A 22,198-nucleotide genomic window follows, 5' to 3' on the forward strand; every position below is an offset into this window, starting at 1 on the left:
AATAGAATTCTATTTAATGTTCTAAATATAGTTGAGTTAGTTTATTTTAATTTGGCAATCCAATCTATAGTTTATAGATTGGATTGTTTTGTATAGGAACAATCAATTTTGTCAATCATTATGTTTTCAAGTCTTTTTAGGAAAAGCTTAAAGAATTACCTAGCCATAGTTTTTGCGCTTGTATATATTGGATGTGATAATACTACACCTTTATTTAAATTAAAAACACCTAGGGAAACAGGTGTTCATTTCTCGAATCAACTTATTTTATCCGATGAGTTGACAGTCCTTGACTTTGAATACATGTATAATGGAGCAGGAGTAGCTGTGGCCGATTTTGATTTGGACGGTTTTCAGGATATCTATTTTACTGCTAATATGTCGAGCAATAGACTCTATAGAAATCTAGGTGATTGGAAATTTGAGGATGTTACCACATCATCAAATACAGGTACTAAAAATTGGTCAAATGGAGTCGCTATAGTTGACATAAACCAAGACTCTTATCCGGATATATACGTTAGCAGAGGTGGACCGCGGGGATCTACAAGTGAGGAAAAGGCCAACTTACTTTTTATCAATAATGGTAGTAAGGGTAAAGGTTTGACTTTTACAGAGTCCGCTTTAAAATGGGGTTTAAATGATGATGCATACTCCGTACAGGCTGTTTTTTTTGATTATGATATGGATGGAGATCTAGATATGTACTTGCTAAATAATGCATTGGTAGACTTTAATAGGAATACCGCACGTCCTTTAGAAAAAACGGGAAAGGCTCCTTCGATGGACAAATTGTTCAGGAACAATGGCAATAGCACTTTTACGGATGTATCTAAGGAAGCCAATATTTTAATTGAAGGTTTTGGTCTAGGAGTTGAAGTTTTTGACTTTAATAGGGATGGATGGCCCGATATATACATATCCAATGATTTTTTAACCCCCGATATCCTATATATCAATCAAAAAAATGGAACATTTCAAAATGAAATAGCCAACTATTTTGAACACTTAACATTCAACGGTATGGGTAATGATATTGCAGATATTAATAACGACGGTCTAATGGATGTAGTAGTACTTGATATGCTCCCAGAAGATAATAAACGGCATAAGCTTACTATGATAGGCAATAACTATGATCAGTTTCATTTGGGGAGATCATTCGGATATGAACCTCAATATATTAGGAATACATTACAGTTAAATAACGGAAACGGTACTTTTAGTGAAATAGGGCAATTGGCGGGCATATCAGCAACAGAATGGAGTTGGAGTCCGCTTATTGCCGATTTTGACCAAGATGGTTTTAAAGACCTTTATATTACAAATGGCTATAGGCAAGATGTTACCAATTTGGATTTTATGGACTACGGGCGAACTATACTCACCATGGGCACAGAAGAAGCAAATAGAAAGGCCAGAATAGAGGAATTGAATAAATTACCTGAAATTAAGATTCAAAACTATTTTTATAGAAATACCGGGGAATTGGGTTTCGAAAATATCACCGAAAAAGCTGGCTTTAAAAATCGCACATATTCTAATGGCTCGGCTTATGCAGATTTTGATAATGACGGGGATTTGGATTTGGTCATAAATAATATCGATGACCCTGCAGGATTATATGAAAACCAGAGTGATCAAAACCCATCAAGCAATTATATCAAATTTAAGTTCACTGGAACGTCTAAAAATAGGGATGGCCTTGGAAGTCAAGTTGAAATTCGTTACAATTTTAAAAAACAGGTTGGGTACAATACTCCCTATAGAGGTTATCTTTCTTCGGTTGAGTCTGGAATTCACTTTGGGCTTGGGGATGTAAAACAAATAGATTCGGTTATAGTTTCTTGGCCTGATGGTAAAAAACAACTTTTAAAGGATGTTGCTACTGGACAAGTATATGACCTAGATTACAAGAATGCATCAGAATGGAATTCAGATCAGCTTATAGCTAAAGAAAGCTATAAACAAACATTTTATCCAAAAGACACTACACTATTTCCTTTTGTCCATCGCGAAGATAATTTTGTGGATTATAAAGTCCAGGCTTTGTTGCCACATATGCATTCTAGAAACGGTCCCGGGATTGCTGTTGCGGATATCAATGGAGATGGATTGGAAGACTGTTTTGTTGGCGGTGCCGCAGGACAATCAGGAGCTCTTATGATACAACAGGAGAATAAAAATTTCGCCAAAATTGATTTTAAAGACCCTGAATATGAGGATATGGGTTCCTTGTTTTTTGATGCCGATAACGATGGGGATCAAGACCTATATATTGTAAGTGGGGGCAGTAGTTTTGGTAAAGACAGTGAGTTATACGAAGACCGATTGTATGAAAATGATGGTACGGGCACTTTTACAAGAAATTACGCTTTACCCAAAAACAGCGCAAGCGGTTCTGTAGTAATTGCTGTAGATTACGACCGGGATGGTTTGATGGATCTTTTTGTTGGCGGAAGGGTAAGCCCAGGAGAATACCCCCTTGTTCCAAAGAGCATGCTCTTGCTGAATAATAGCAAAAAAGGAAGAATAAGATTTATGGAAGACCTACGTAATAACCAACTCAACGATTTGGGAATGGTAACCGCTGCGCTTTGGACTGATTTTAACAATGATAATTGGCCAGACTTGATTGTGGTCGGTGAGTTTATGCCCATAAAGATCTTTCAGAATGATAAGGGAGTTTTAAAGGAAATAAGTGAGACTAGCAACCTTGAGAACAGTCATGGCTGGTGGAACAGTATAAGTTCCGGAGACTTTGACAGGGATGGTGATATGGACTATATACTTGGAAATTTTGGATTGAATAACCGTTTTGGCATAAGTACAGATGAACCTCTACGCATTTATGCCAAAGATTTTGATAAAAACGGACAGATCGACCCCGTTATGAGTTATTATATAAATGGTGAGAATTATTTGGCCCATTCAAGGAATGACCTAATCAAACAAATAAGCGCAATGAAGGGGAGGTTTAGATCCTATTCTGATTATGCCGAAGCAACCTTCAATGAATCGTTTTTAAAGCAAGAATTAGAGGACGCTTATGTTGTTAAAAGTAAAACTTTTGCCAATAGCTATTTGGAGAATTTAGGCCATGGTAAATTTAAGTTATCCGCATTACCCAAAATGATGCAAACGGCTCCTATGTATGGGACCTTGGTAGGCGATTATAACAATGATGGCGATTTGGATGTCCTTGCGGTAGGAAATTTTTATAACGCTGAAGTATTTTCAGGTCAATATGATGCCTCGATTGGTTGGTTATTATCAGGTGATGGAAAAGGGAGTTTTAACTCTATAGAATCTAGGGAAAGTGGTTTTTTGGTAAAAGGGGATGCCAAATCATTGGTGAACCTAAGATCAGGTGACCAAGAGCTTATAATCGCTGGAATCAACAATGGGCCTGTTGCCGTTTTAGAATATGAGACTCCGTCACATAAAATCTATTATCCCAAAGAAAATGAGGTTGCAGCAAAAATTGAGTATTCTGATGGTTCTGTTCAACGATTTGAATTTGTTCGATCATCTGGATATCTATCCCAGCCTAGTAGGGCCTTTAAAATTCCAAGAAATGCAAGTTCCGTGATAATTGTTGATTTTCAGGGTAATGAACATGAAATATTGCTAATACAATGAAAAGGATTTACTCATATGTTTTTCTTTTAATAGGGTTTTCTACCATTATTTTTTCATGTGGTCGTAAACAGCCTGAATTGTTTAGACTCCTAACTCCAAAAGATACCGGAATTCAATTTGAAAATACGATCATTGAGAATGATAGTGTCAATGTATTTGAATTCATGAACATCTATACAGGTGCAGGGGTGGCTGTAGGTGATATTAACAATGATGGGCTACCAGATGTATATTTTAGTGGCAATATGGTGTCCGGCAGGCTCTTTCTCAACAAAGGTGGGCTAAAATTTGAGGATATTAGTGAAACAGCGGGAATCCTTAATTCTAGTTGGGGTACTGGAGTTACCATGGTAGATATCAATCAAGATGGATGGTTGGATATTTATGTCTGTGTGTCGGGAGGAGCTAAAGAATCGGAGAGGGCAAACTTATTGTATATCAACAATGGCAATTTAACTTTTGAGGAAAAGGCAGCAGACTATGGCCTTGCGGATACAAGACAATCCATGCACGCTGCATTCTTTGACTATGATAAAGACCAAGATCTTGACATGTATTTATTGGTCAATCCCGCTGCCTATGAACAGCTTGTTAATACTAGTAAACCAAGAAAGCTGAATGGAGAGTCTCTAAGTAATGATCGCCTTTATAGAAACGAGGGTAATGGTACCTTTTTAGATGTCACCATGGAAGCTGGAATCCTAACTGAAGGATACGGCCTCGGAATTGGGGTATCGGATATAAATAATGATAGTTGGCCAGACATTTATATATCCAATGACTTTATAGGGAGTGACATCCTCTATATAAACCAGAAGGATGGCACTTTTGACAATAAACTAAGCGAGTTTATTAATCATAGCTCCTATGCGGGGATGGGAAATGATGTGGCCGATATGAACAATGATGGTAAAACCGATATCCTGGTTTTAGATATGAGGCCCGAAGACAATAAGAGGCAAAAGTTAATTATATCATCTACAGGGTATGATAGGTTTCAATTAATGTTGAAAGCGGGTTATGATCCACAATATAGTCGTAATACGTTACAGCTTAATAGGGGTGGGGATGAGTTTAGTGAAATCGGTTTTATGTCTGGAATTAGCAGTACGGATTGGAGCTGGAGTCCACTTTTTGCAGATTATGATAATGACGGTTTTAAAGATATCTATATAACTAACGGGTTTTTAAGAGATTTGGGAAACTTGGATTATATTAATTACCAAAATATTTATGACAATCCTTTGGGCGACTACGATGCCAAGATGCGAAAAAAACTTGAATCCATTCGTGATTTACCTCCAGCAAAATTGAACAATTATGCTTATAGGAATAAAGGAGATGTTACTTTTGAAAATGTAACAAAGGATTGGGGCATTGATATACCAAGTTGCTCTAATGGTGCTGCATATGCCGATTTGGACAATGATGGGGATCTGGATTTGATTGTAAACAATGTTAATCAACCGGCATTTTTATATGAGAATACGGCAAATGCTCGTGAAAACAGCAATTATTTGCGGGTACAGCTTAAAGGTGAAAAAGGTAACCTGGATGGCATAGGGGCCACTATCAAAATTACGACAGACAGCATTACCCAATTTTATGAACAATATCTCAGTAGGGGATACGAATCTGCCGTTGACCGTACGGTGCATTTTGGTATCGGAAAATTTACCTCCATTGATTCTCTTAAAATTACCTGGCCAGACGAAAGGGAACAAATACTTACCAATATAAAGGCCAATCAGCTGTTGACACTGGATCAATCATTGGCAAAATTTAAGGATAGTACAATCAGCGGTAGTAGTTATGATTTTTCTTTGTTCACTAATGTTACGGATTCTTTAGGGATATTCTATAACCACAAGGAAGACCCTATGGTAGATTTCAATATACAATATATTTTGCCCCATATGCACTCCCGGAATGGACCTGGAATTGCGGTAGGTGATGTCAACAATGATGACTTTGAGGATTTCTACATTGGAGGGGCGGCTGGATTTCCTGGAAAGTTATTTTTACAAAATTCAAAGGGACAATTTAGCGCCAGCCCTTTTGCTCCTGAAGCTAATTTTGAGGATATGGGTGCTCTTTTCTTTGATGTGGATGGAGACCAAGACCAAGATTTATATGTAGTAAGTGGAGGCGTGTCATCGGATAATAGCAATACATCTTACCAAGATCGTCTGTATATTAATGATGGTAAAGGTAATTTTATCCGTTTTTTGGATTTCCCAGAATTAAATTCCAGTGGTTCAGTGGTTAACGCTTCAGATTTTGATCATGATGGCGATTTGGATCTATTCATTGGTGGAAGGGTAAGTCCTGGGTCTTATCCAACACCGGCAAAAAGTTATCTATTGGAAAACGTTTCGGACTCCAAAACTGGAAAAATAGGGTTTAGAGACATAAGCGCTTCCATTAATAATTGGAATAAACTTACTATGGTTACCTCTGCATTATGGACCGATTATGACAATGATGGCTGGACAGATCTTATGGTAGTAGGTGAATTTATGCCCATTACTCTATTTCATAATAACCGAGGAAAATTGGAATATGTAGAACCGGTAAAAGCAGGTTTATTAAATACTAGTGGGTGGTGGAATAGTGTGTCAGGTGGCGATTTTGATAATGATGGTGACATTGATTACCTACTGGGCAACCTTGGTCTTAATAATAGATATAACGTTTCAAAGCAAACGCCAGTGTCCATTTATGCAAAGGATTTTGATAAAAATGGAAAAATAGACCCGGTGATGAGCTATTTTACGGAAGGAGAAGAATATATTGTGCATTCACGCGATGAGATTATTGGTCAAATCAAAGCTATGAGGGCCCGCTTTAAAACTTATGAGTCCTATTCGGATGTTACCTTTGAAGATGCCTTCCTCCCAGACGAAGTAGATGGTAGTTACATATTGCGTAGTAACCTTTTTGAAAGTTCATTTTTGGAGAATCTAGGTAACGGACAGTTTTCCGTTAAAGCTTTGCCGAAAAGTTGTCAAATGGGTCCAATTGAGGGTATACTTGTTGACGATTTTGATGGAGATGGTGCTTTAGATGCATTATTAACAGGTAATTCATATACAACGGAAGTCTCTATAGGAAGGTATGATGCCATTAAAGGAATTGTTTTAAAAGGAAACGGCAAAGGTCAATTTTCAACCTTACCTTTTGAAAAAAGCGGTTTTTTGAATGATTGGGACGCTAGTGCATTATCTAAATTGACAAAAGCAGATGGTACAATGTATGTGCTTGTGGCAAATAATGATGCTCCCTTAAAAATATTTGAACTAAATAATCAACAAGAAGCTCCATTAAGCAGTATCAAAGTTCCTGCAAATATAGTCAGTGCCGAGATTATTCTAAAAGACGGAACAAGCTACAAACGGGAATTTTATCTTGGTGAGGGTTACTTGTCGCAAAACAGCAGAAGCATCTTTTTAAATAATCATATGAAGACCATAAAATTGAAGGATAATCGTGGCGATAGTAAAACGGTTTATGAGGAAGGTTCGGTGCTATAAATATTATTATCTAGGACTTTTCTTTCCGCTAAGTCCGTATTGGGAGTACAATTAAATTACTTGGATTTTTTTGAATAACCTCACACTACCTAAAATAAGTTGACAGATGAAATATCAAACCATATAAAATTCGAGTACTTTTTTTAAAATTTGAAATTAAGATTACCAACCTATAACAGACAAACCATGGCAGTATCAACCGAAAAATTATCGAATCGTTTATTTTCATTAGATGTCTTTAGGGGCCTAACTATGTTCCTGCTCATTGCTGAAGCGGCAGGTTTTCACCATAATTTTTATGATTTTGCCGAGCATACGTTCTTGGAACCCGTAGCATTGCAATTACACCATCATCCATGGCATGGATTACGCTTTTGGGATTTGATACAACCTTTTTTCATGTTCATCGTTGGGGTTGCCATGCCCTTTTCTTTGCGTAAAAGGCTTGCAACCAGCTCTAAAAGTCAGGTAAATAAACATATTCTTAAACGTTGTTTGCTCTTGTTTGCATTTGGTGTCTTACTTCACTGTGTTTACAGTCATGAGTTGGTTTGGGAGTTATGGAATGTATTGGTTCAATTGGCTTTCACTATTCTTATTGCGTATGCAATCATGAACCTGCCCCATAAATATCAGCTTTTAATATCTCTGGGATTGCTAATTCTTACAGAGGTATTGTATAGAATGTATGATTTTCAGGATCCTTATAATAATGGGGCGAGTTTCGGATCCTACATGGATATGCTTTTGATGGGTAAAATAAATAACGGTGGTTGGGTGACAATAAACTTCATGCCTACTGCTGCACACACCATTTGGGGTGTTGTCTGTGGTCAAGTATTATTATCAAAACGCGCAGAAAAAGAGAAGTTGAAAATGTTTGTAATTGGTGGTTTTATTTTACTGTTAAGTGGCTATTTTCTAGATTTGACAGGCATTACACCAATTGTAAAAAGGATAGCTACAACTTCGTTTACCCTTGTTTCCGGCGGATTTACCCTTTTGGCCTTGACTTTGTTCTATTGGTACATAGACGTGCGTAACAATCGCAAAAAGTGGTTGCAGGTTTTTTCTGTTGTAGGTACCAATTCAATATTTATTTACTTGTTTTCGGAAACAGTGGGCATACAATGGTTCAGGGGTTTCGGATTAATATTTACCAAAGGAATTTTTGGTCCGCTCAATATTTCTGAAGATCTAATACTTGTTTTAAACTCCCTATTTGTACTTTTTATATTTTGGTATATCACGTATTTTTTGGATAAGCATAAGATTTATTTTAAAATTTAAAATCCAGGTTTGTAGTTCTAATTTTATCAAATGCCAAAGTTGATTTGGAATCAAGGAAAGATTAGGTGATTAGTGTTAGGTAAAGTCTATTAATTGAAAGGTTGAAATGTTTTTTTCATTTACTTGACAAACTTGTTTTTGACTTGAAGTATGGATTTACAAAAAATTGAACGACCAAGGTTTTTGTAAAGTCAACAACATGTTTGAATACAATTGGTTTTTTAAATTTTACGTAAAGGTCAAATAAAAAAGCCTGTTTAAAGACCATTGGAAAATGAAAAAACAGGCAAGCTTTTTATTATTTCTTTGTAAAGTAGGGTAAGCGACTCATGGGGACTTCAATATCAATGGCTCTTCCTCCTCTAAAAGTTACTCCTTTCTCATCTATCCAGGAGCCTTTAGGTAAAATTACCTTTCGGTTACGTCTTCCTTTTTGAACAACAGGGGCAACCAATATTTGGTCTCCGAGCATAAATTGGTCCTTTATGTTTTCATAACCACTATTGGGATATGCCAAAGCCATTGGTTTTACGATGGGTTCCCCGGTTTTTGAAGCTTTTTTAGCCAAATCTAGAATCAAAGTTCCCATTTTAACATGTAGTAAAGCGGCTTCAAGACATAATCTGTTGTTTTCCTCTGAAAGGACCCGCCAAGGGGCAACAGAAAATTGCATCATAGGCATCAAGGCGTGTACTTGTGCTGAACGCACCACCAATTCTTCATCTATAGTTGTAGAATTTTGAAAAGATTGATATTCACCTCCACCAATCATGTCCGGGCATGTATAGGCATATCCCATAATACTTTGAGACATTAAATCCGGAATGAGTTTTTGAAGGTCATTCCAATCATGATTTTTATCCCTTAGGCGTTGCACTAAAGGCAACCCTGCCATTTTCCAAGATGCTCTATATTCATTCAACGGAAACTGCAATCCCAATCTTGCAAAATAGGTCGTATGATCATTTGGATTTAATTCCGGTACAAATGACAAAATATCATCGGTATAAAAATCAGCATCGCCCGCATCAAATTTAAATCCATCAACACCATATTCATCCATCAAAAATTTCAACCTATCTACAAACCAGTCTTGGGTTTTTGGATTGCTTAAATCTAGGCAAGCACTTGCCCCATTCCACCATCGAATAATAGCCGCTTTGTTTTTTGTATTTGACCATAAAACCTCTTGCGTTTTATCGTCATCCAGTAACAACATTCCTTCTTTTGCCAAATGTCTGAAAACTTCGGTATCTGCACTTACAAATGGACATACCCATAGCATAACCTTAAAACCCATATTGTGGAGTTTTTTGATCATTTCCTTTGGATTCTTGAATCGTCGCGGGGAAAACTCCCATGTGCCATAGCTTTCCTGCCAATTGTCATCTATCATTAGTACTCCAGGGGGGTATCCTTTATCGATTATGGCCTTGGCATATGCTAAGATGTCATCTTCATTCTGGTTATAGGTTAGCTCTATCCAAGTGTTATATTGTGGTTTTGTAAATAAAAGTTCATCAGGAATTTTTCCATTTGGAGGATAAAAATGGGAAACGGCAAAGTTGAAAGCATCCGATAAATTATTACCTGCACTTCCAAATTGAATTTCTCCAGATCTGGTGGTTAAGGTTATTTTTCCTCTATCAAATGAATATTTTATAGGTGATTCACTCCAAACATACCTTCCTTTATTTGACAAAAGCAAAGGTTGAGCTTGGTTTCCTTTATTATCTCCCCAAAGATCATGGCTTTCAACACTTTTGGAATCATAAGGGGTATTATGACCAATAGCACTAAGTCCGCCCCACCAATATTCGCCCTCTAGCATTACTATTTCAACTTTTTCCTCATATTGGGTAAATGCTTTAATAGTAGTAATCAATAATATTGAAACTAGTACTATTTTTCTCATTCTCTAATTATTCAATTTAAGTTTAGGTGTTGAAATTATTCTTGTTTGATTACCAAAGTGCATGTTGTTAAACATCTATGATTCTTTTATTTGTTTCAGCATGAGATGTGATTGTCGCCAATATTTTAATTAACAATTTAGACAGTGTAAATGGTATAATTTTCGAATTTATACTAATTTTCTTTTTGGTTTTACGCAAATTCTTACTAGTTAAAAATAGTAACTAAAGTGCTACTAATACAATTTATTATAAAACTCGTTTAATTTTTCACCTCTCCGAATAGCTTAAGAAAAAACATCTACCACTTGATAAACATATGATATTGATAGATATCAAATTTTGACGCACATAATTATGACCTCCATCCGTCAATTTTATTTTTCAGGAATAAATAACTGTCCAGTTCAAAAAGTTAGTTTACCGTTTTAATTCTTTAGCTAATACTCTTAAATGTCATATGAATGGCTTGTTTTAATATTCAATCAAAAGCTAATTAGACTCATATTGCCTTAATATTTAAGTATTGTTATTGAATTCAAATACAATAGTTGTGTTGGTTGGTTATTAAACCCTAACTCAAAACGTCAGTTACTCCTGGCGTTGGTATGGGATACAGTCCATCCGGTCCCGGTAGGCTTGGTGGCTTCGAATCCCAAGTGAGTTCACTGGGCATCAAAAGTTTTTTGGATTCCAAAGCATCTTCCCAAGTAATCACTTTACCGGAATAGGTGGCCATTCTTCCCATAATTGCGGTCATGGTACTTTTGGCCCCATTCTCGGCATCGCTGATGACTTCATTGTTCCGGATGGATGCGAATAAACGGTCATGCTCCACTTGGTACGGATTGGGATCGTTGCGGTTACGGTAGTCGAACATTTTTTCACCGTCCAGTCCCACGATACTAGCGGCGCCAGCGTCGTTCATTTCAATACTGCCCTTGGTGCCCTGAAAATTCTCTCCCACCTTGGACCAGGTGCCCGGTTGGTGACGGCATTGACTTGCGATCACCGCCCCACTAGGGTAGGTGAACTCCACGAAATGATGGTCAAAAATTTCGCCATGTTCCTTTCCGGTACGTACCAGTCTGCCGCCCATGCCCTGCGCTGAAATTGGATATTCCCCAATGAACCAGTTGGCCACATCGATGTTGTGGATGTGTTGCTCCAGGATGTGGTCTCCACAAAGCCAATTAAAGTAATACCAGTTGCGCATTTGGTACTCCAGTTCGGACTGGCCTTCCTGACGTGGTCGTACCCAAACTCCGGCACTGTTCCAATATACTTGTCCGGAAACGATTTTACCTACATCGCCCTGTTGTATTTTATCGGCTATCGCCAAATAGTTATTTTGATAATGACGTTGAAGGCCAACGACCACGTTCAATTTTTTCTCCTTGGCCACTTTAGCCATTTCCAGTACTTTTCGTATGCCAGGTGCATCGGTAGCTACCGGTTTTTCCATGAAGACGTGTTTTCCGGCATTGATGGCATATTCAAAGTGGTACGGTCTAAATCCCGGTGGTGTTGCCAGGATCACAACATCCGCTTGGTCTATGGCTTTTTTATACGCATCTAGCCCCACATATTTATGGGCATCCTTCACGTTCACTTTTTTGGTCCCTTCGAACTCCTTTTGCAAATTGGAAAGGCTATTGTCCAGCTGGTCTTGAAAGGCATCGGCCATGGCCACCAATTCAATATTTTCATCTGCCTTTAACGCTTGGTTGGCAGCACCAGAACCACGACCGCCACAACCTATTACGGCCAATTTCAATTTCTTATCGTTAAAAACATTGACCATGGCACTCATTTCCAGTCCCGGTAATAGCATTCCTGCACTTACGAGAGCTGTGTTTCTACAAAATCCCCTTCTGGAGGTCTTGGGGTTTAGACTGGTTTCATTCTTAGAACTTTTCATGAGTGTTTATTTTTAGGTTATGGGCTACTCGCCCCAATAATTATGTATTTCGCTTTCTGTTGGCACATTGGGGTCACGAACGATACGGAAACCTACAAAAGGAGCATCGGTATTCCACCATTTGCTCTTTGGGAATTGGGGATCACGCATCTTCCAGTTTTCCGTGGAACCCATCCGTGCGGCACTTCTTAGATATTCGGGATCGTCATAATAGGAACCGCCTCTAACGGAAATAGGATATGCCTCCGCCGGAAATTCCACAGGAGCTTCCGAAATACCGTTTCTGGAGTTATAGTTTTCCGGTTCATATTGGTCTAAGGTCCATTCCGCCACATTGCCATGCATATCGTAGAGACCCCAAGGATTGGGTTGTTTTTGACCAACTTGATGATAGGTATCCCCGCTATTTTCGTACGACCATGCATAGTCTTCCAATTCTTTGGGGTCGTCACCAAAATGATAGGCGGTCGAGGTTCCTGCACGGGCCGCGTATTCCCACTCGGCCTCCGTGGGCAATCGATAAAAATACCCGGTCTTGGCAGAAAGCCATTTACAGAATTGAGATGCCGCGTACTGCGTGACGTTACCAACAGGTAGTCCCTTGCTTGTGCCCATACCCAAGCTCATATCCACATAGGGTATGGTCGCGCCGGCTATGGCATCGATTTCCAAATATAATTCAGTGGCTTTATTGTTTTGCTCGATACTATCAATGGCTCTGTTTACGAAAAGGTTATAAATTTCCCATGTAATCTCATATTTAGACACCCAAAAAGCATCTAATTTCACTGTATTGGTGGGTCCTTCATCAATATTTCTATTTTCTTCCGATGTGGGGCTTCCCAATAAAAAGTTTCCCGAAGGAATCGCAACCATTTCTATTTCCAATTTGGAACCTTCAATGGTCTGTGTGAAATCCTCCAATACCTCTCTTTGGGAGTGCGCAGAATTAATTCCCATTAAAGTGATTAAAAAAAGTAGTGATCGATTGAATATTCCCATGAACAAAAAAAAATTATACTATAGTCAAATGGCTGAGTCTTTTAAATAGCTAAAGAGGCTGAAACTTATCATAAATTTTGTGGGCGCTATTTAAAAAGAAACTAAATATAAGTTAAACGAAATTTAGTGAAAGAGATACAATTACCAAAGTATTTGATAAATATTAATTTGTAGGGTAAGAACAATCATTGTATTTCAGAACGAGACTTATTTTAGGTTCAAGAAATTCTTTATGTTGGTAGCATATATTTTTTGAAGTACTTCTTTTGGCAAGGAAAGTCCCACATTAGCCTGTCCTCTAATCAAAACCGAATCAGACGTACTCAAATAGGCATGTAATCTGTCATAATTTGCGGCCAATTCTTCCTGTTCCGCAGCTAGTTCTTCAGCACTAAGATTATTTTGGTCGCCATTATTTCCAAAATCTGTTCCGAATAAAATTCGGTCTTGGTACTTTTCAAAAAAGGTCCTCACTTTTTTGGAATCTTGTGTGGCAAGGTCACCAAACCTTGCGGCCAGTTCAACTTTCATGTTAGGAAAGCTGTCCAAGCGTTGCGCAACCATAGCAACATCATGTGACATGCTTCCAACGTGTGCGCAAAGAATTTGAAGGTCGGGATTGTTCGCTATCCAATTGTCTCTTGCGGCAATGATAGTTTCATATGACGGTATCTTTGGAAAATTATAAGCGTGATATTCTGGATGTTCACTGTAATAGCCAAAATGGGGGCTATTGGGATTTAGTGGCCTCCAGGCTTGTACGGGTTCCGCTATATGTGCCATGACCGGAATATTTTGTTCCTTTAGAAAATTCCAAATAGGTTGTAGTCTTTGGTCATCTATCTGTATGTATTTACCTGAATTGTCTTTGGTAACCATGCCAAAATTTTTCCAAACCTTCACCATTTTAGCTCCTTGGGCAATTTCTTTCTTTAAACGTTCAATTTCATTTTGAGCGAAATCGGGAGAATCGATTCCTACGCCCATTAAAGAAGAACATAGCCAAAAAAGATCAGGGTGCTTTTCTGCTAAGGCCACATAATCGTCCCAACTTCGCTCAACTTGGGTAGAGTCTGTGGGGTTATGTTTGGCCACATCCACCAAAATCGTTTTCATTTTGCGATTTTCCATGAAATCATTGAAATAATTTCGGTCTTTCTGAAAATGGGTATGTACATCTATTATCTCAGCTTCATAACTTTTAGGAATAACTTTCATTTCACTACCCGATTCTTTATTGGTCGTTTTTTGCTTACATGACACAAATGAAAATACAACGAAAAGAAAGAATAAATTTCTCATTTTATATAAATTGAAAGTTAATTGCTTTTTAATGAAATTAAATATAAGTTATTTTTTGATTTTTAAGTTGGTTTAAGATAAATACTTATTATTTTAACCGATTTCCTATTTTTTTGAATAGTACATTTATAAAATTCTTCAATTTAGGAAAGTTCAGATAAAGGATAAATTAAATATAAATCGTTTTGGTATTGATCAGCTATCTGCAGGTAATGAAAGTATCAAACAGCCTTTCGGGTAGACCTATTCGGTTACCTATTTTGAAAAATTGATCGTAACATATTGGTTATTAATGTGATAGGGTAGGGGTTCTAACTCTGCCACCACGACTAATTGAAAGTAAAACCCTTATAATCAATTGATTGTCAGGGTTTTCTGTTTTTAAAAATGCTGCCAAGACGTACCAAAACGGTACAAATTATATATCGAACGTGTCCTATTTTCATCAAATATCTTCTTAAGTTCTTTGTATAAAGGGTTTTAACATTTGAGTTCTCGGTGAACTCGGACTAGAACTAAATATGGAACTTTTCCACACCCAGGGTAAAAGTGTTATTTCTTAAAACTTTTACTAAGATTTATACATATGTTAAAATGTCTCACAAAAGGTTAATTAACGAGAATACTAAAAGAGACCAAGAATAGGAATCTTTTCGAAAAGAGTTTTCATTTTATAAAAGTGTCCTATAAAACCGTGTCTTTATAGGGCTACTACTTCGAAATAGTGCTAAACGTATTTTATAGTTGTGGCAATAAAGCATTGCAAGAAAAGTAGAGTTTAATACATTAGATAAGGTCGTTTTCCTCTAAAGTCTTTTTGAGCTTGGCATGATTTTCCCAAAAGCGGTCTTTTATTTTTTGAACCGTCGTCTTATACTCAGGATGTCTTTTCAGCTGCTTGTTAAGCTGATCCTTTTCCAGGAACAACAAAATCCAATATTGATAATTATCTTGTGTCGCAAAAACATTAAGCTGCTCGATACCCTCGTCGATTTTTCCTTCATAGGCGTACTTTTGCGCCATGCTGGCACTCTTGTAAATGGATTCGTCCTCTTCGCAGTATTCAGCATATTCCTTGAAAAAATTAGCCGCTTGTTCTTTTAGCCCCATTTTCTCATAGACCAGAGCTATCTTTCCGTTTTCTTGAGGATAAATTTTCATGTTACGTTTTTTCCTCGTTTCTACAAATTTCTTGTAGTAGGTAAAAGCGCCATCGTAGTCCTCTTGGAAATAGTGAAGCTTAGCGACTTCCTGTAGGATATCTAGACGTGTGCTATCCTTTTCTAATTCTTCTATTAAAGACTTTTTGGCTTGCTCCAAATCTCCGTCCTTTGCATATTGGATGTAGACTTTCAAATAAGGTGCATAGTCGTTCGTTGGATTATAATCAAGCGACTTGTTAATGTATTCCATAGCTTCAGCGATAAAACCGGTCTGGGCCAGCGCGTTGCTAAGTGTTAAATAAATATAACTTTTAGCAACTGAGTCGTTGGCGGCAATATCTAGCTGAATACCCATTAGTGCGTATTTGAGGTATTTGGCAGTATCTGGAATGTAACTGTTGTATAATAGAGAAAGTACTTGTACCACATCGGCCGAATTGGGACTGTACTCCAAGGCCTTCTCTAAATGGGGCAATGCCAATCTGTATTCCTCGGTATGCATGTAATACAGGGCCCTAGAGATAAGGCTTACATCATTTTTAGGATCATATAGTAATGCTTTGTCAGAATAATTATTGATAAGATCGGTATATTGTTTTTGCCTTTGGAATATATCAAGATAATAGTACGAGATAGCCAGATTGGCATAGGCGCGCGCGAATTGGGGATCTTGTTGTACTGCCTTTTGAAATAGCGGAATTGCCTCCTCCAAGCCTTCCGTTGTCTGTGAATAAAAAGGATCTAATGCTTGGAGAAAATAGTCATAGGCAATCAGATCTTCAGTCGGCTTTCTCTCGATTTGCTCCAATTCGGAAGGTGTCACTACTGCAGCAATGGCATCTGCGATTTTCTTGGCTACATCGTTCTGTAAGCCAAAAATGTCCTCTACTTCTCGATTGTATTGCTCCACCCAAATAGGGGTGTCGGTTGAAGCATCTATCAATTGAATATTGAGTAAAACCTGATTACCGACACGCTGGCCACTGCCTTCAACCAAATAGTTCACATTAAGTTCTTCTGCGATGGCTGGAATACCCTTGTCCGTTTTTCTGTATTTCTCTACCGAGGTTCTACTAATGACCCGCAAATCCTCAATCTTCTGTAGGTTGTTCAAAGCAGATTCCATGAGTCCGTTTACAAAATAAAGATTGGTGGAATCGTTGCTCTCGTTTTTGAACGGCAACACGGCGATGGATTTTTCAATTTTCAGTTCCTTTATTTTATCCTTTTTATTGAATATAACCAAAGCGGTAACTAGAAGCGCCGCAGATATACCAGCAATAAGAGGCCAACGGTATCGTACCAAAATGCTGGAATGAACCTTTTCTGTTTCCAACTCTACAGAATCTTTTCCCACCTCCCCGGGAGGATATCCATAGTGTTCCCGAAAACATTTAATAAAATAGGAGGTACTTCCAAACCCTACTTGATACGAAATTTCTGAAACAGTCGAGGAGCCTTCCTTAAGTAAATCCATAGCTTCTTTAAGGCGGACTTGACGAATGAATTGGCTTGCGGAAAGTTTAGTTTGCTTCTTGATTTTCCGCAACAGGTTGGACCGGCTCATATTCGTGGCCTCGGCCAGCTCGGAAACACCAAATTGTTCATTGGCCAAATTCTCCAGAATCAGGGCTTCCGCTTGTTCAATAAAGGTTGATGTGTTGGCCGAAGGATTTGACATTTTGTTTTTTTACTGGCTCTAATTTAGTGAAAATCTAGGGAATTACCTGTTGTCCCTAAGGTCGCTTATTTATCGGAAAAGACATCTTTTGCGTCATAATTTATATGCCTGCGCCATATTTTTTATACCCTCCCGAAACTTAATATAGTTCGCTGCATAGCTTATAGGGCTTGCTTCAAGTTCCATGGCATCTTTGTAACCACAAAAATCATAACGAACAATTTAAAATAATAATTATGAAAGCATCAATCACAAGAACGGCAACGGAAACAAGAACTGGACAGTACTTCTCATCTTTCAGCAACAGCAAGAGAACCCAATGGGCGCAGTACAGAAACTATAACCGCTAATCACAGTTAATAAAAATAATAATCAAAATCATAGTCATGAAAACATTCATCAGTCAATCGCCAATGGAATCTAGAAGGTTCACTTACTTCAGTCACTTGAAGGACAGCAAGAGAATCCGTTTGGCAACACCAAAAGAATACCTTCATTAGAATCCCACTTTATAGGGTTAGAAAAAGGGGTAGGCCCTCATCAAAGGCTATCCCTTCTCATAACAAAAATTATAACAAACAATTAAAAATCAAAATCATGAAATCAAAGATGCACGAACACCTATTAAAATTAAATAACAAAGCCGTGAGTAAAAAACTAAAAATTAGTTCTTTAAAAAATCTAGCCTACATTTCGTTTGGTCTTTTTCTACTGACCGCTTCATGCGCTCAGTCGGGTAACAAGTCTAAAAATCAAGCCGATACTAAAGTCGAAGCCAAGACCATTATCGAGACACCACAAATGAACATTCAAACAGCAATACTTTCGGATAACCTTGAAGCTGTTGAACAACATGTTAAGGCTGGTACAGACTTGAATAAAAAAGATGCTATGAGCGGAGCTACACCATTGATCACCGCCGCGAGTTTTGGAAAAAACAAGATTGCCCAAATACTTATTGACGCCGGTGCAGACCTACGCTCAAAAAACAATGATGGTGCCACTGCTTTGCACACGGCCGCATTTTTTGGTAGGATTGAAATTGTGCAAATGCTTTTAGACGCGAATGCCGACAAATCCTTAAAAAACAATTTTGGCGCCACTGCGCGCACGACCGTTATGGGACCTTTTGATGAAATAAAACCCATCTATGAAATGCTACAACAACAATTAGGACCATTAGGTCTACAGATTGATCTGATGGAAATTGAAAAAACACGTCCGGTTATTGCTATGATGCTACAATAATTGAACTACAATCTCTATTCAAATGAAAACAGAAAGAAGACATGATATCGATTGGCTAAGGGTGATTGCCATTGGTTTATTACTTATCTATCATATAGCTATAATTTTCCAGCCATGGGCGATGTTCATAGGTTTCATAAAGAGTGATGAACCGTTGGAGGTGCTATGGAAACCCATGACCATGCTAAACGTGTGGAGAATTCCATTCTTATTCTTTGTATCGGGAATGGGACTTTATTTCGCCATGCGTACACGAAACTGGAAACAATTGCTTTTGGAACGTACAAAGCGGATTCTCTTGCCTTTCCTATTTGGTATTGTTGCCATCACAACCTTACACATGTTTGTTTTTCAGCTACACTATAATATGCCTTTAGGTTATTTTCCCCATCAAGGCCATTTATGGTTCTTGGGAAATATCTTTGTTTATGTAGTTCTGCTTTTGCCGGTTTTTTACTATTTGAAGAATCATGAAAAAGGTAAAATCCAAAAAGGGTTGTCCGCTTTAATGAGCCATCCCGGTGGGCCCTTGTTGATATCCCTATTTTTTGTCATCGAGGTATTGCTGGTAAAACCCCAAATATTTGCCTTATATGCCCAGACTTGGCATGGCTTTTTTAATGGATTCCTAGCTTTCTTTTTCGGTTTCCTTTTGGTGTACAGTGGCAAAACGTTCTGGCAGACCATTTTAAGGTGGAGATGGTTGTATGTTAGTTTGGCAGCTATCCTGTATGGTATCCGATACCTTGCTTTTGCTACCGAAGCGCCAGGGTATCTAATGGCCATCGAATCCAATTGCTGGATTTTTGGGGTATTTGGTTTTGGTTATAAATACTTGAACAAACCTAGTAAGATCCTAAGCTATTTAAGCCAGGCAGCCTATCCGGTCTACATCATTCATATGTTCGTACTGTATGCAGGGGCCATGCTCATATTACCTTTGGAAATGCCCACCGTGCTAAAATTCATCGTTATTACTGCTTTTACGGGTATTATGTGCTATCTTATTTATGAATTCATCATCAGAAGAATCGGTTTCTTACGGCCATTGTTTGGGCTGAAATGGCAAGTCAACCAAGTGGCCAACGTCAAAAAGCTAACAGAACCCACTGGAACAAAGAATTCGGAACTTCCAGAATTCCTTAATTTAGATAAGTGAACTGTAGTTAATTGATATACAGTTATTTAATATCGATTTACGGATGACTTTATGAGGAATCGGTCTTCGTCGAAGGCTATCTTGAAATCATGGCCTTATCACTATAAGCAAGTTAATAAAAGCGCAACGTCCTTTAAATATCATGAAAAAGAAACAAACAAAACGAATACTCAAAATCATATTTATTATGGCAAGCATCAGCTCCCTAATCTTTGTACCATGGATTTTGTTAAGAATACTGTTAACACCATTACCTAATACGGTTCAGGAACAGCTCAATGATGCCATTGGATACGGATTGGACGGTATCATTGTGTATGTAGACCAAGCTGAGAAGCCACCTCAATTTTATGCCGCTGGTTGGAAGGATAGAAAAAATAAAATTCCTGCCAACCCAAAAGCTTTGTTCAGGATTGCCAGTATTAGCAAGTTATATATTGCGGTTTCGGTCGCTAAATTAGTCAATGACAAACAATTGTCTTTAAATAAAACGCTCGCTGATTACTTGCCGGAACTCGTGGGACGAATTGAAAATGCCGATAAAATTACCTTGAGAATGATGGTTCAACATAGAAGTGGCATTCCCAACTACACCGACTCACCGGGTTTTTGGGAAAACGATTATTCGAAAAACACCAACGAATCGCTCGATTTGGTACTGGATACCCCTGCCGATTTTACACCGGATAAAAAATATAGGTACTCTAATACCAATTATCTGTTGATCGGCGAAATTTTGGATAATACACTGGGATATAGTCATCACCAATTTATCAAAAAGGAAATTTTAATGCCCCTTGGACTGAACCATACCTACAGTTTGCTAAGTGAAGTAAATTTAGACGATGTTATGAGCGGATATGCCGTAAATTATGATCCCGATTTAAAGCCCAATGATTTTATAAGCCCTGCCGGTTCAATGGTGGCTACAGCACAAGACGTGGGCATATTTCTGAGGGCCTTGAACGATGGCTCTTTGCTAAATGATAATGAACAAGCTATTTATTCATCAATTTATGTATATGAACATACAGGATTATTGCCTGGATATTCTAGTATTGCCAAGTATCACAAAGATATTGATGCCGTCGTTATTCAATTTGTAAATACCAGTGGTGGATATTCATGGAATGTATCGGAAAAAGTATATAAACGTATTGTGAAAGTACTGAGAAATACTAAAGAAGACCGTACTTAAAATTAAGACATGCCGAAAAAGAAACAAATAAAACGGATATTTATAATATCATTTATTATGGTAAGCATAGGCTCATTGTACTTTGTACCATGGGTTTTGGTTAAGGCTTGGATAGTACCACTACCGGGTACGGTTCAAGAACAACTAAATGAAGCTATTGATCACGGATTTGATGGCATAATCGTTTACGTCGACCAAGCTGGGAAGCCACCAGAGCTGTATGCCGCTGGTTGGCATGATCGAGAAAATAAAATACCTGCCTACCCACAAGCCTTATTCAAGATTGCGAGCATTACCAAATTATATGTTGCGGTCGCTGTCGCCAAATTAGTCAAAGACCAGCGTTTGTCGCTGGATACAACACTTGCTGAATACTTTCCAGAACTTGCAGACCGAATTGAAAATGCAGATAGGATTACCTTAAGAATGATGGTACCACACCGAAGTGGGATTCCTAATTTTGTAGCCCACCCTGATTATTGGACAAACCCACCAAAAAATAAACAAGAAACACTTGAATATGCGTTAGATCTACCGGCGGACTTTGAACCCGGCGAAGATTCCGGTTATTCGAACACGAATTATATGTTGATTTCCGACCTAATTGATAAAACACAAGGGTATCCCCATCAAGAATATATTAAAAAGGAAATTTTAACACCCTTAGAACTCGACCATACCTTCGGGTCGCTTAGTGAGGTGAATATCGACAGTGTTATGAGTGGTTATTATGTTGGTGTTGAAGAAGATTTTAAGACAGAAGATACAGGTTTAATGCTTGCTACGGCAGAAGATGTAGGCATATTCTTAAGGGCATTGAACGATGGTTCTGTTTTTAATGAAGGGGAACAGGAAATCTATTCTTCCATTTACGGGTACGAGCATGCGGGTCTGCTGGTTGGCTACCAGAGTATTGCCAAATATGACAAAGACATAGACACAGTCGTCATTCAATTTAACAATACCACCAACTTCGATGGCTATAATTGGAATTTAGCAGAAATCTTTTATAATAGAATTGTGAAAATAGTGAGAAGGAAAAAGAAAAAAAATCAATAAAGGATGTATAACCCTTTGGCAAAATCTAAAAATAAGACATAAAAATCCGGCTCTGTTGTGATTCAAAAATTAAGAGTCTTTTTACAC

Annotated in this window: 12 protein-coding genes; 7 read left to right on the top strand and 5 right to left on the bottom strand. The window is 37.9% G+C overall.

All coding sequences use genetic code 11. From position 1 onward, the window contains the following. Nucleotides 1-120 precede the first annotated feature (120 nt). From BMY56_RS00240 to BMY56_RS00250, 3 genes are all read left to right on the top strand, one after another. Nucleotides 121-3,642 carry a VCBS repeat-containing protein gene (locus tag BMY56_RS00240; protein WP_091618584.1) on the top strand — a complete coding sequence of 1,174 codons (3,522 nt, stop codon included), beginning with the start codon at nucleotides 121-123 and terminating at the stop codon, nucleotides 3,640-3,642. After that, nucleotides 3,639-7,175 (top strand): VCBS repeat-containing protein, encoded by a 3,537-nt coding sequence (locus BMY56_RS00245; protein WP_091618586.1) that lies wholly within the window; start codon nucleotides 3,639-3,641, stop codon nucleotides 7,173-7,175. Before BMY56_RS00240 ends, BMY56_RS00245 begins: the two co-directional genes overlap by 4 nt. A 186-nt stretch (nucleotides 7,176-7,361) precedes the next feature. Beyond that, nucleotides 7,362-8,465: an acyltransferase family protein gene (locus tag BMY56_RS00250; protein WP_091618588.1), complete on the top strand. Its 1,104-nt coding sequence runs from the start codon at nucleotides 7,362-7,364 to the stop codon at nucleotides 8,463-8,465. A gap of 298 nt (nucleotides 8,466-8,763) precedes the next feature. Here the strand turns inward: BMY56_RS00250 and BMY56_RS00255 are convergent, their stop codons facing one another. The 5 genes from BMY56_RS00255 to BMY56_RS00275 form a co-directional block, all read right to left on the bottom strand. Next, a complete protein-coding gene (locus BMY56_RS00255; RefSeq protein WP_091618590.1) occupies nucleotides 8,764-10,380 on the bottom strand; it encodes a glycoside hydrolase family 31 protein in 1,617 nt (538 codons plus the stop codon). Between the two features lie 572 nt (nucleotides 10,381-10,952). Next, the gene (locus BMY56_RS00260) at nucleotides 10,953-12,299 is read right to left on the bottom strand and encodes a Gfo/Idh/MocA family protein (RefSeq protein WP_091618592.1); all 1,347 of its coding nucleotides are present in this window, start codon (nucleotides 12,297-12,299) and stop codon (nucleotides 10,953-10,955) included. Nucleotides 12,300-12,323: 24 nt separating this feature from the next. Further along, a complete protein-coding gene (locus BMY56_RS00265) occupies nucleotides 12,324-13,259 on the bottom strand; it encodes a formylglycine-generating enzyme family protein (protein ID WP_245737100.1) in 936 nt (311 codons plus the stop codon). Nucleotides 13,260-13,508: 249 nt separating this feature from the next. Then, complete coding sequence (locus BMY56_RS00270; protein WP_091618596.1) at nucleotides 13,509-14,603, bottom strand: amidohydrolase family protein; 1,095 nt, start codon at nucleotides 14,601-14,603, stop codon at nucleotides 13,509-13,511. A gap of 786 nt (nucleotides 14,604-15,389) precedes the next feature. Beyond that, nucleotides 15,390-17,447 (bottom strand): helix-turn-helix domain-containing protein, encoded by a 2,058-nt coding sequence (locus tag BMY56_RS00275; protein ID WP_091618598.1) that lies wholly within the window; start codon nucleotides 17,445-17,447, stop codon nucleotides 15,390-15,392. 597 nt (nucleotides 17,448-18,044) lie between these two features. Between BMY56_RS00275 and BMY56_RS00280 the strand changes: the two genes are divergently transcribed. From BMY56_RS00280 to BMY56_RS00295, 4 genes are all read left to right on the top strand, one after another. Next, nucleotides 18,045-18,695, top strand: a complete 651-nt coding sequence (locus tag BMY56_RS00280; protein WP_245737101.1) for an ankyrin repeat domain-containing protein — start codon at nucleotides 18,045-18,047, stop codon at nucleotides 18,693-18,695. Between the two features lie 22 nt (nucleotides 18,696-18,717). After that, entirely contained in the window at nucleotides 18,718-19,854 is a 1,137-nt protein-coding gene (locus tag BMY56_RS00285) for an acyltransferase family protein (protein WP_091618602.1), read from the top strand. A 142-nt stretch (nucleotides 19,855-19,996) separates the two neighbouring features. Next, nucleotides 19,997-21,052 (top strand): serine hydrolase domain-containing protein, encoded by a 1,056-nt coding sequence (locus BMY56_RS00290; RefSeq protein ID WP_091618604.1) that lies wholly within the window; start codon nucleotides 19,997-19,999, stop codon nucleotides 21,050-21,052. Nucleotides 21,053-21,061: 9 nt separating this feature from the next. Continuing rightward, nucleotides 21,062-22,111, top strand: a complete 1,050-nt coding sequence (locus BMY56_RS00295; protein ID WP_091618606.1) for a serine hydrolase domain-containing protein — start codon at nucleotides 21,062-21,064, stop codon at nucleotides 22,109-22,111. Nucleotides 22,112-22,198: the final 87 nt, after the last annotated feature.

It is taken from the genome of Maribacter orientalis (assembly GCF_900109345.1).
Classification (GTDB): Bacteria; Bacteroidota; Bacteroidia; order Flavobacteriales; family Flavobacteriaceae; genus Maribacter; species Maribacter orientalis.

What these genes read in the sequence shown, in the direction of transcription:
- BMY56_RS00240 (WP_091618584.1), top strand. Translation starts at nt 121, where the DNA reads ATGTTTTCAAGTCTTTTTAGGAAAAGCTTAAAGAATTACCTAGCCATA.
- BMY56_RS00245 (WP_091618586.1), top strand. Translation starts at nt 3,639, where the DNA reads ATGAAAAGGATTTACTCATATGTTTTTCTTTTAATAGGGTTTTCTACC.
- BMY56_RS00250 (WP_091618588.1), top strand. Translation starts at nt 7,362, where the DNA reads ATGGCAGTATCAACCGAAAAATTATCGAATCGTTTATTTTCATTAGAT.
- BMY56_RS00255 (WP_091618590.1), bottom strand. Translation starts at nt 10,380, where the DNA reads ATGAGAAAAATAGTACTAGTTTCAATATTATTGATTACTACTATTAAA.
- BMY56_RS00260 (WP_091618592.1), bottom strand. Translation starts at nt 12,299, where the DNA reads ATGAAAAGTTCTAAGAATGAAACCAGTCTAAACCCCAAGACCTCCAGA.
- BMY56_RS00265 (WP_245737100.1), bottom strand. Translation starts at nt 13,259, where the DNA reads ATGGGAATTAATTCTGCGCACTCCCAAAGAGAGGTATTGGAGGATTTC.
- BMY56_RS00270 (WP_091618596.1), bottom strand. Translation starts at nt 14,603, where the DNA reads ATGAGAAATTTATTCTTTCTTTTCGTTGTATTTTCATTTGTGTCATGT.
- BMY56_RS00275 (WP_091618598.1), bottom strand. Translation starts at nt 17,447, where the DNA reads ATGTCAAATCCTTCGGCCAACACATCAACCTTTATTGAACAAGCGGAA.
- BMY56_RS00280 (WP_245737101.1), top strand. Translation starts at nt 18,045, where the DNA reads ATGAAATCAAAGATGCACGAACACCTATTAAAATTAAATAACAAAGCC.
- BMY56_RS00285 (WP_091618602.1), top strand. Translation starts at nt 18,718, where the DNA reads ATGAAAACAGAAAGAAGACATGATATCGATTGGCTAAGGGTGATTGCC.
- BMY56_RS00290 (WP_091618604.1), top strand. Translation starts at nt 19,997, where the DNA reads ATGAAAAAGAAACAAACAAAACGAATACTCAAAATCATATTTATTATG.
- BMY56_RS00295 (WP_091618606.1), top strand. Translation starts at nt 21,062, where the DNA reads ATGCCGAAAAAGAAACAAATAAAACGGATATTTATAATATCATTTATT.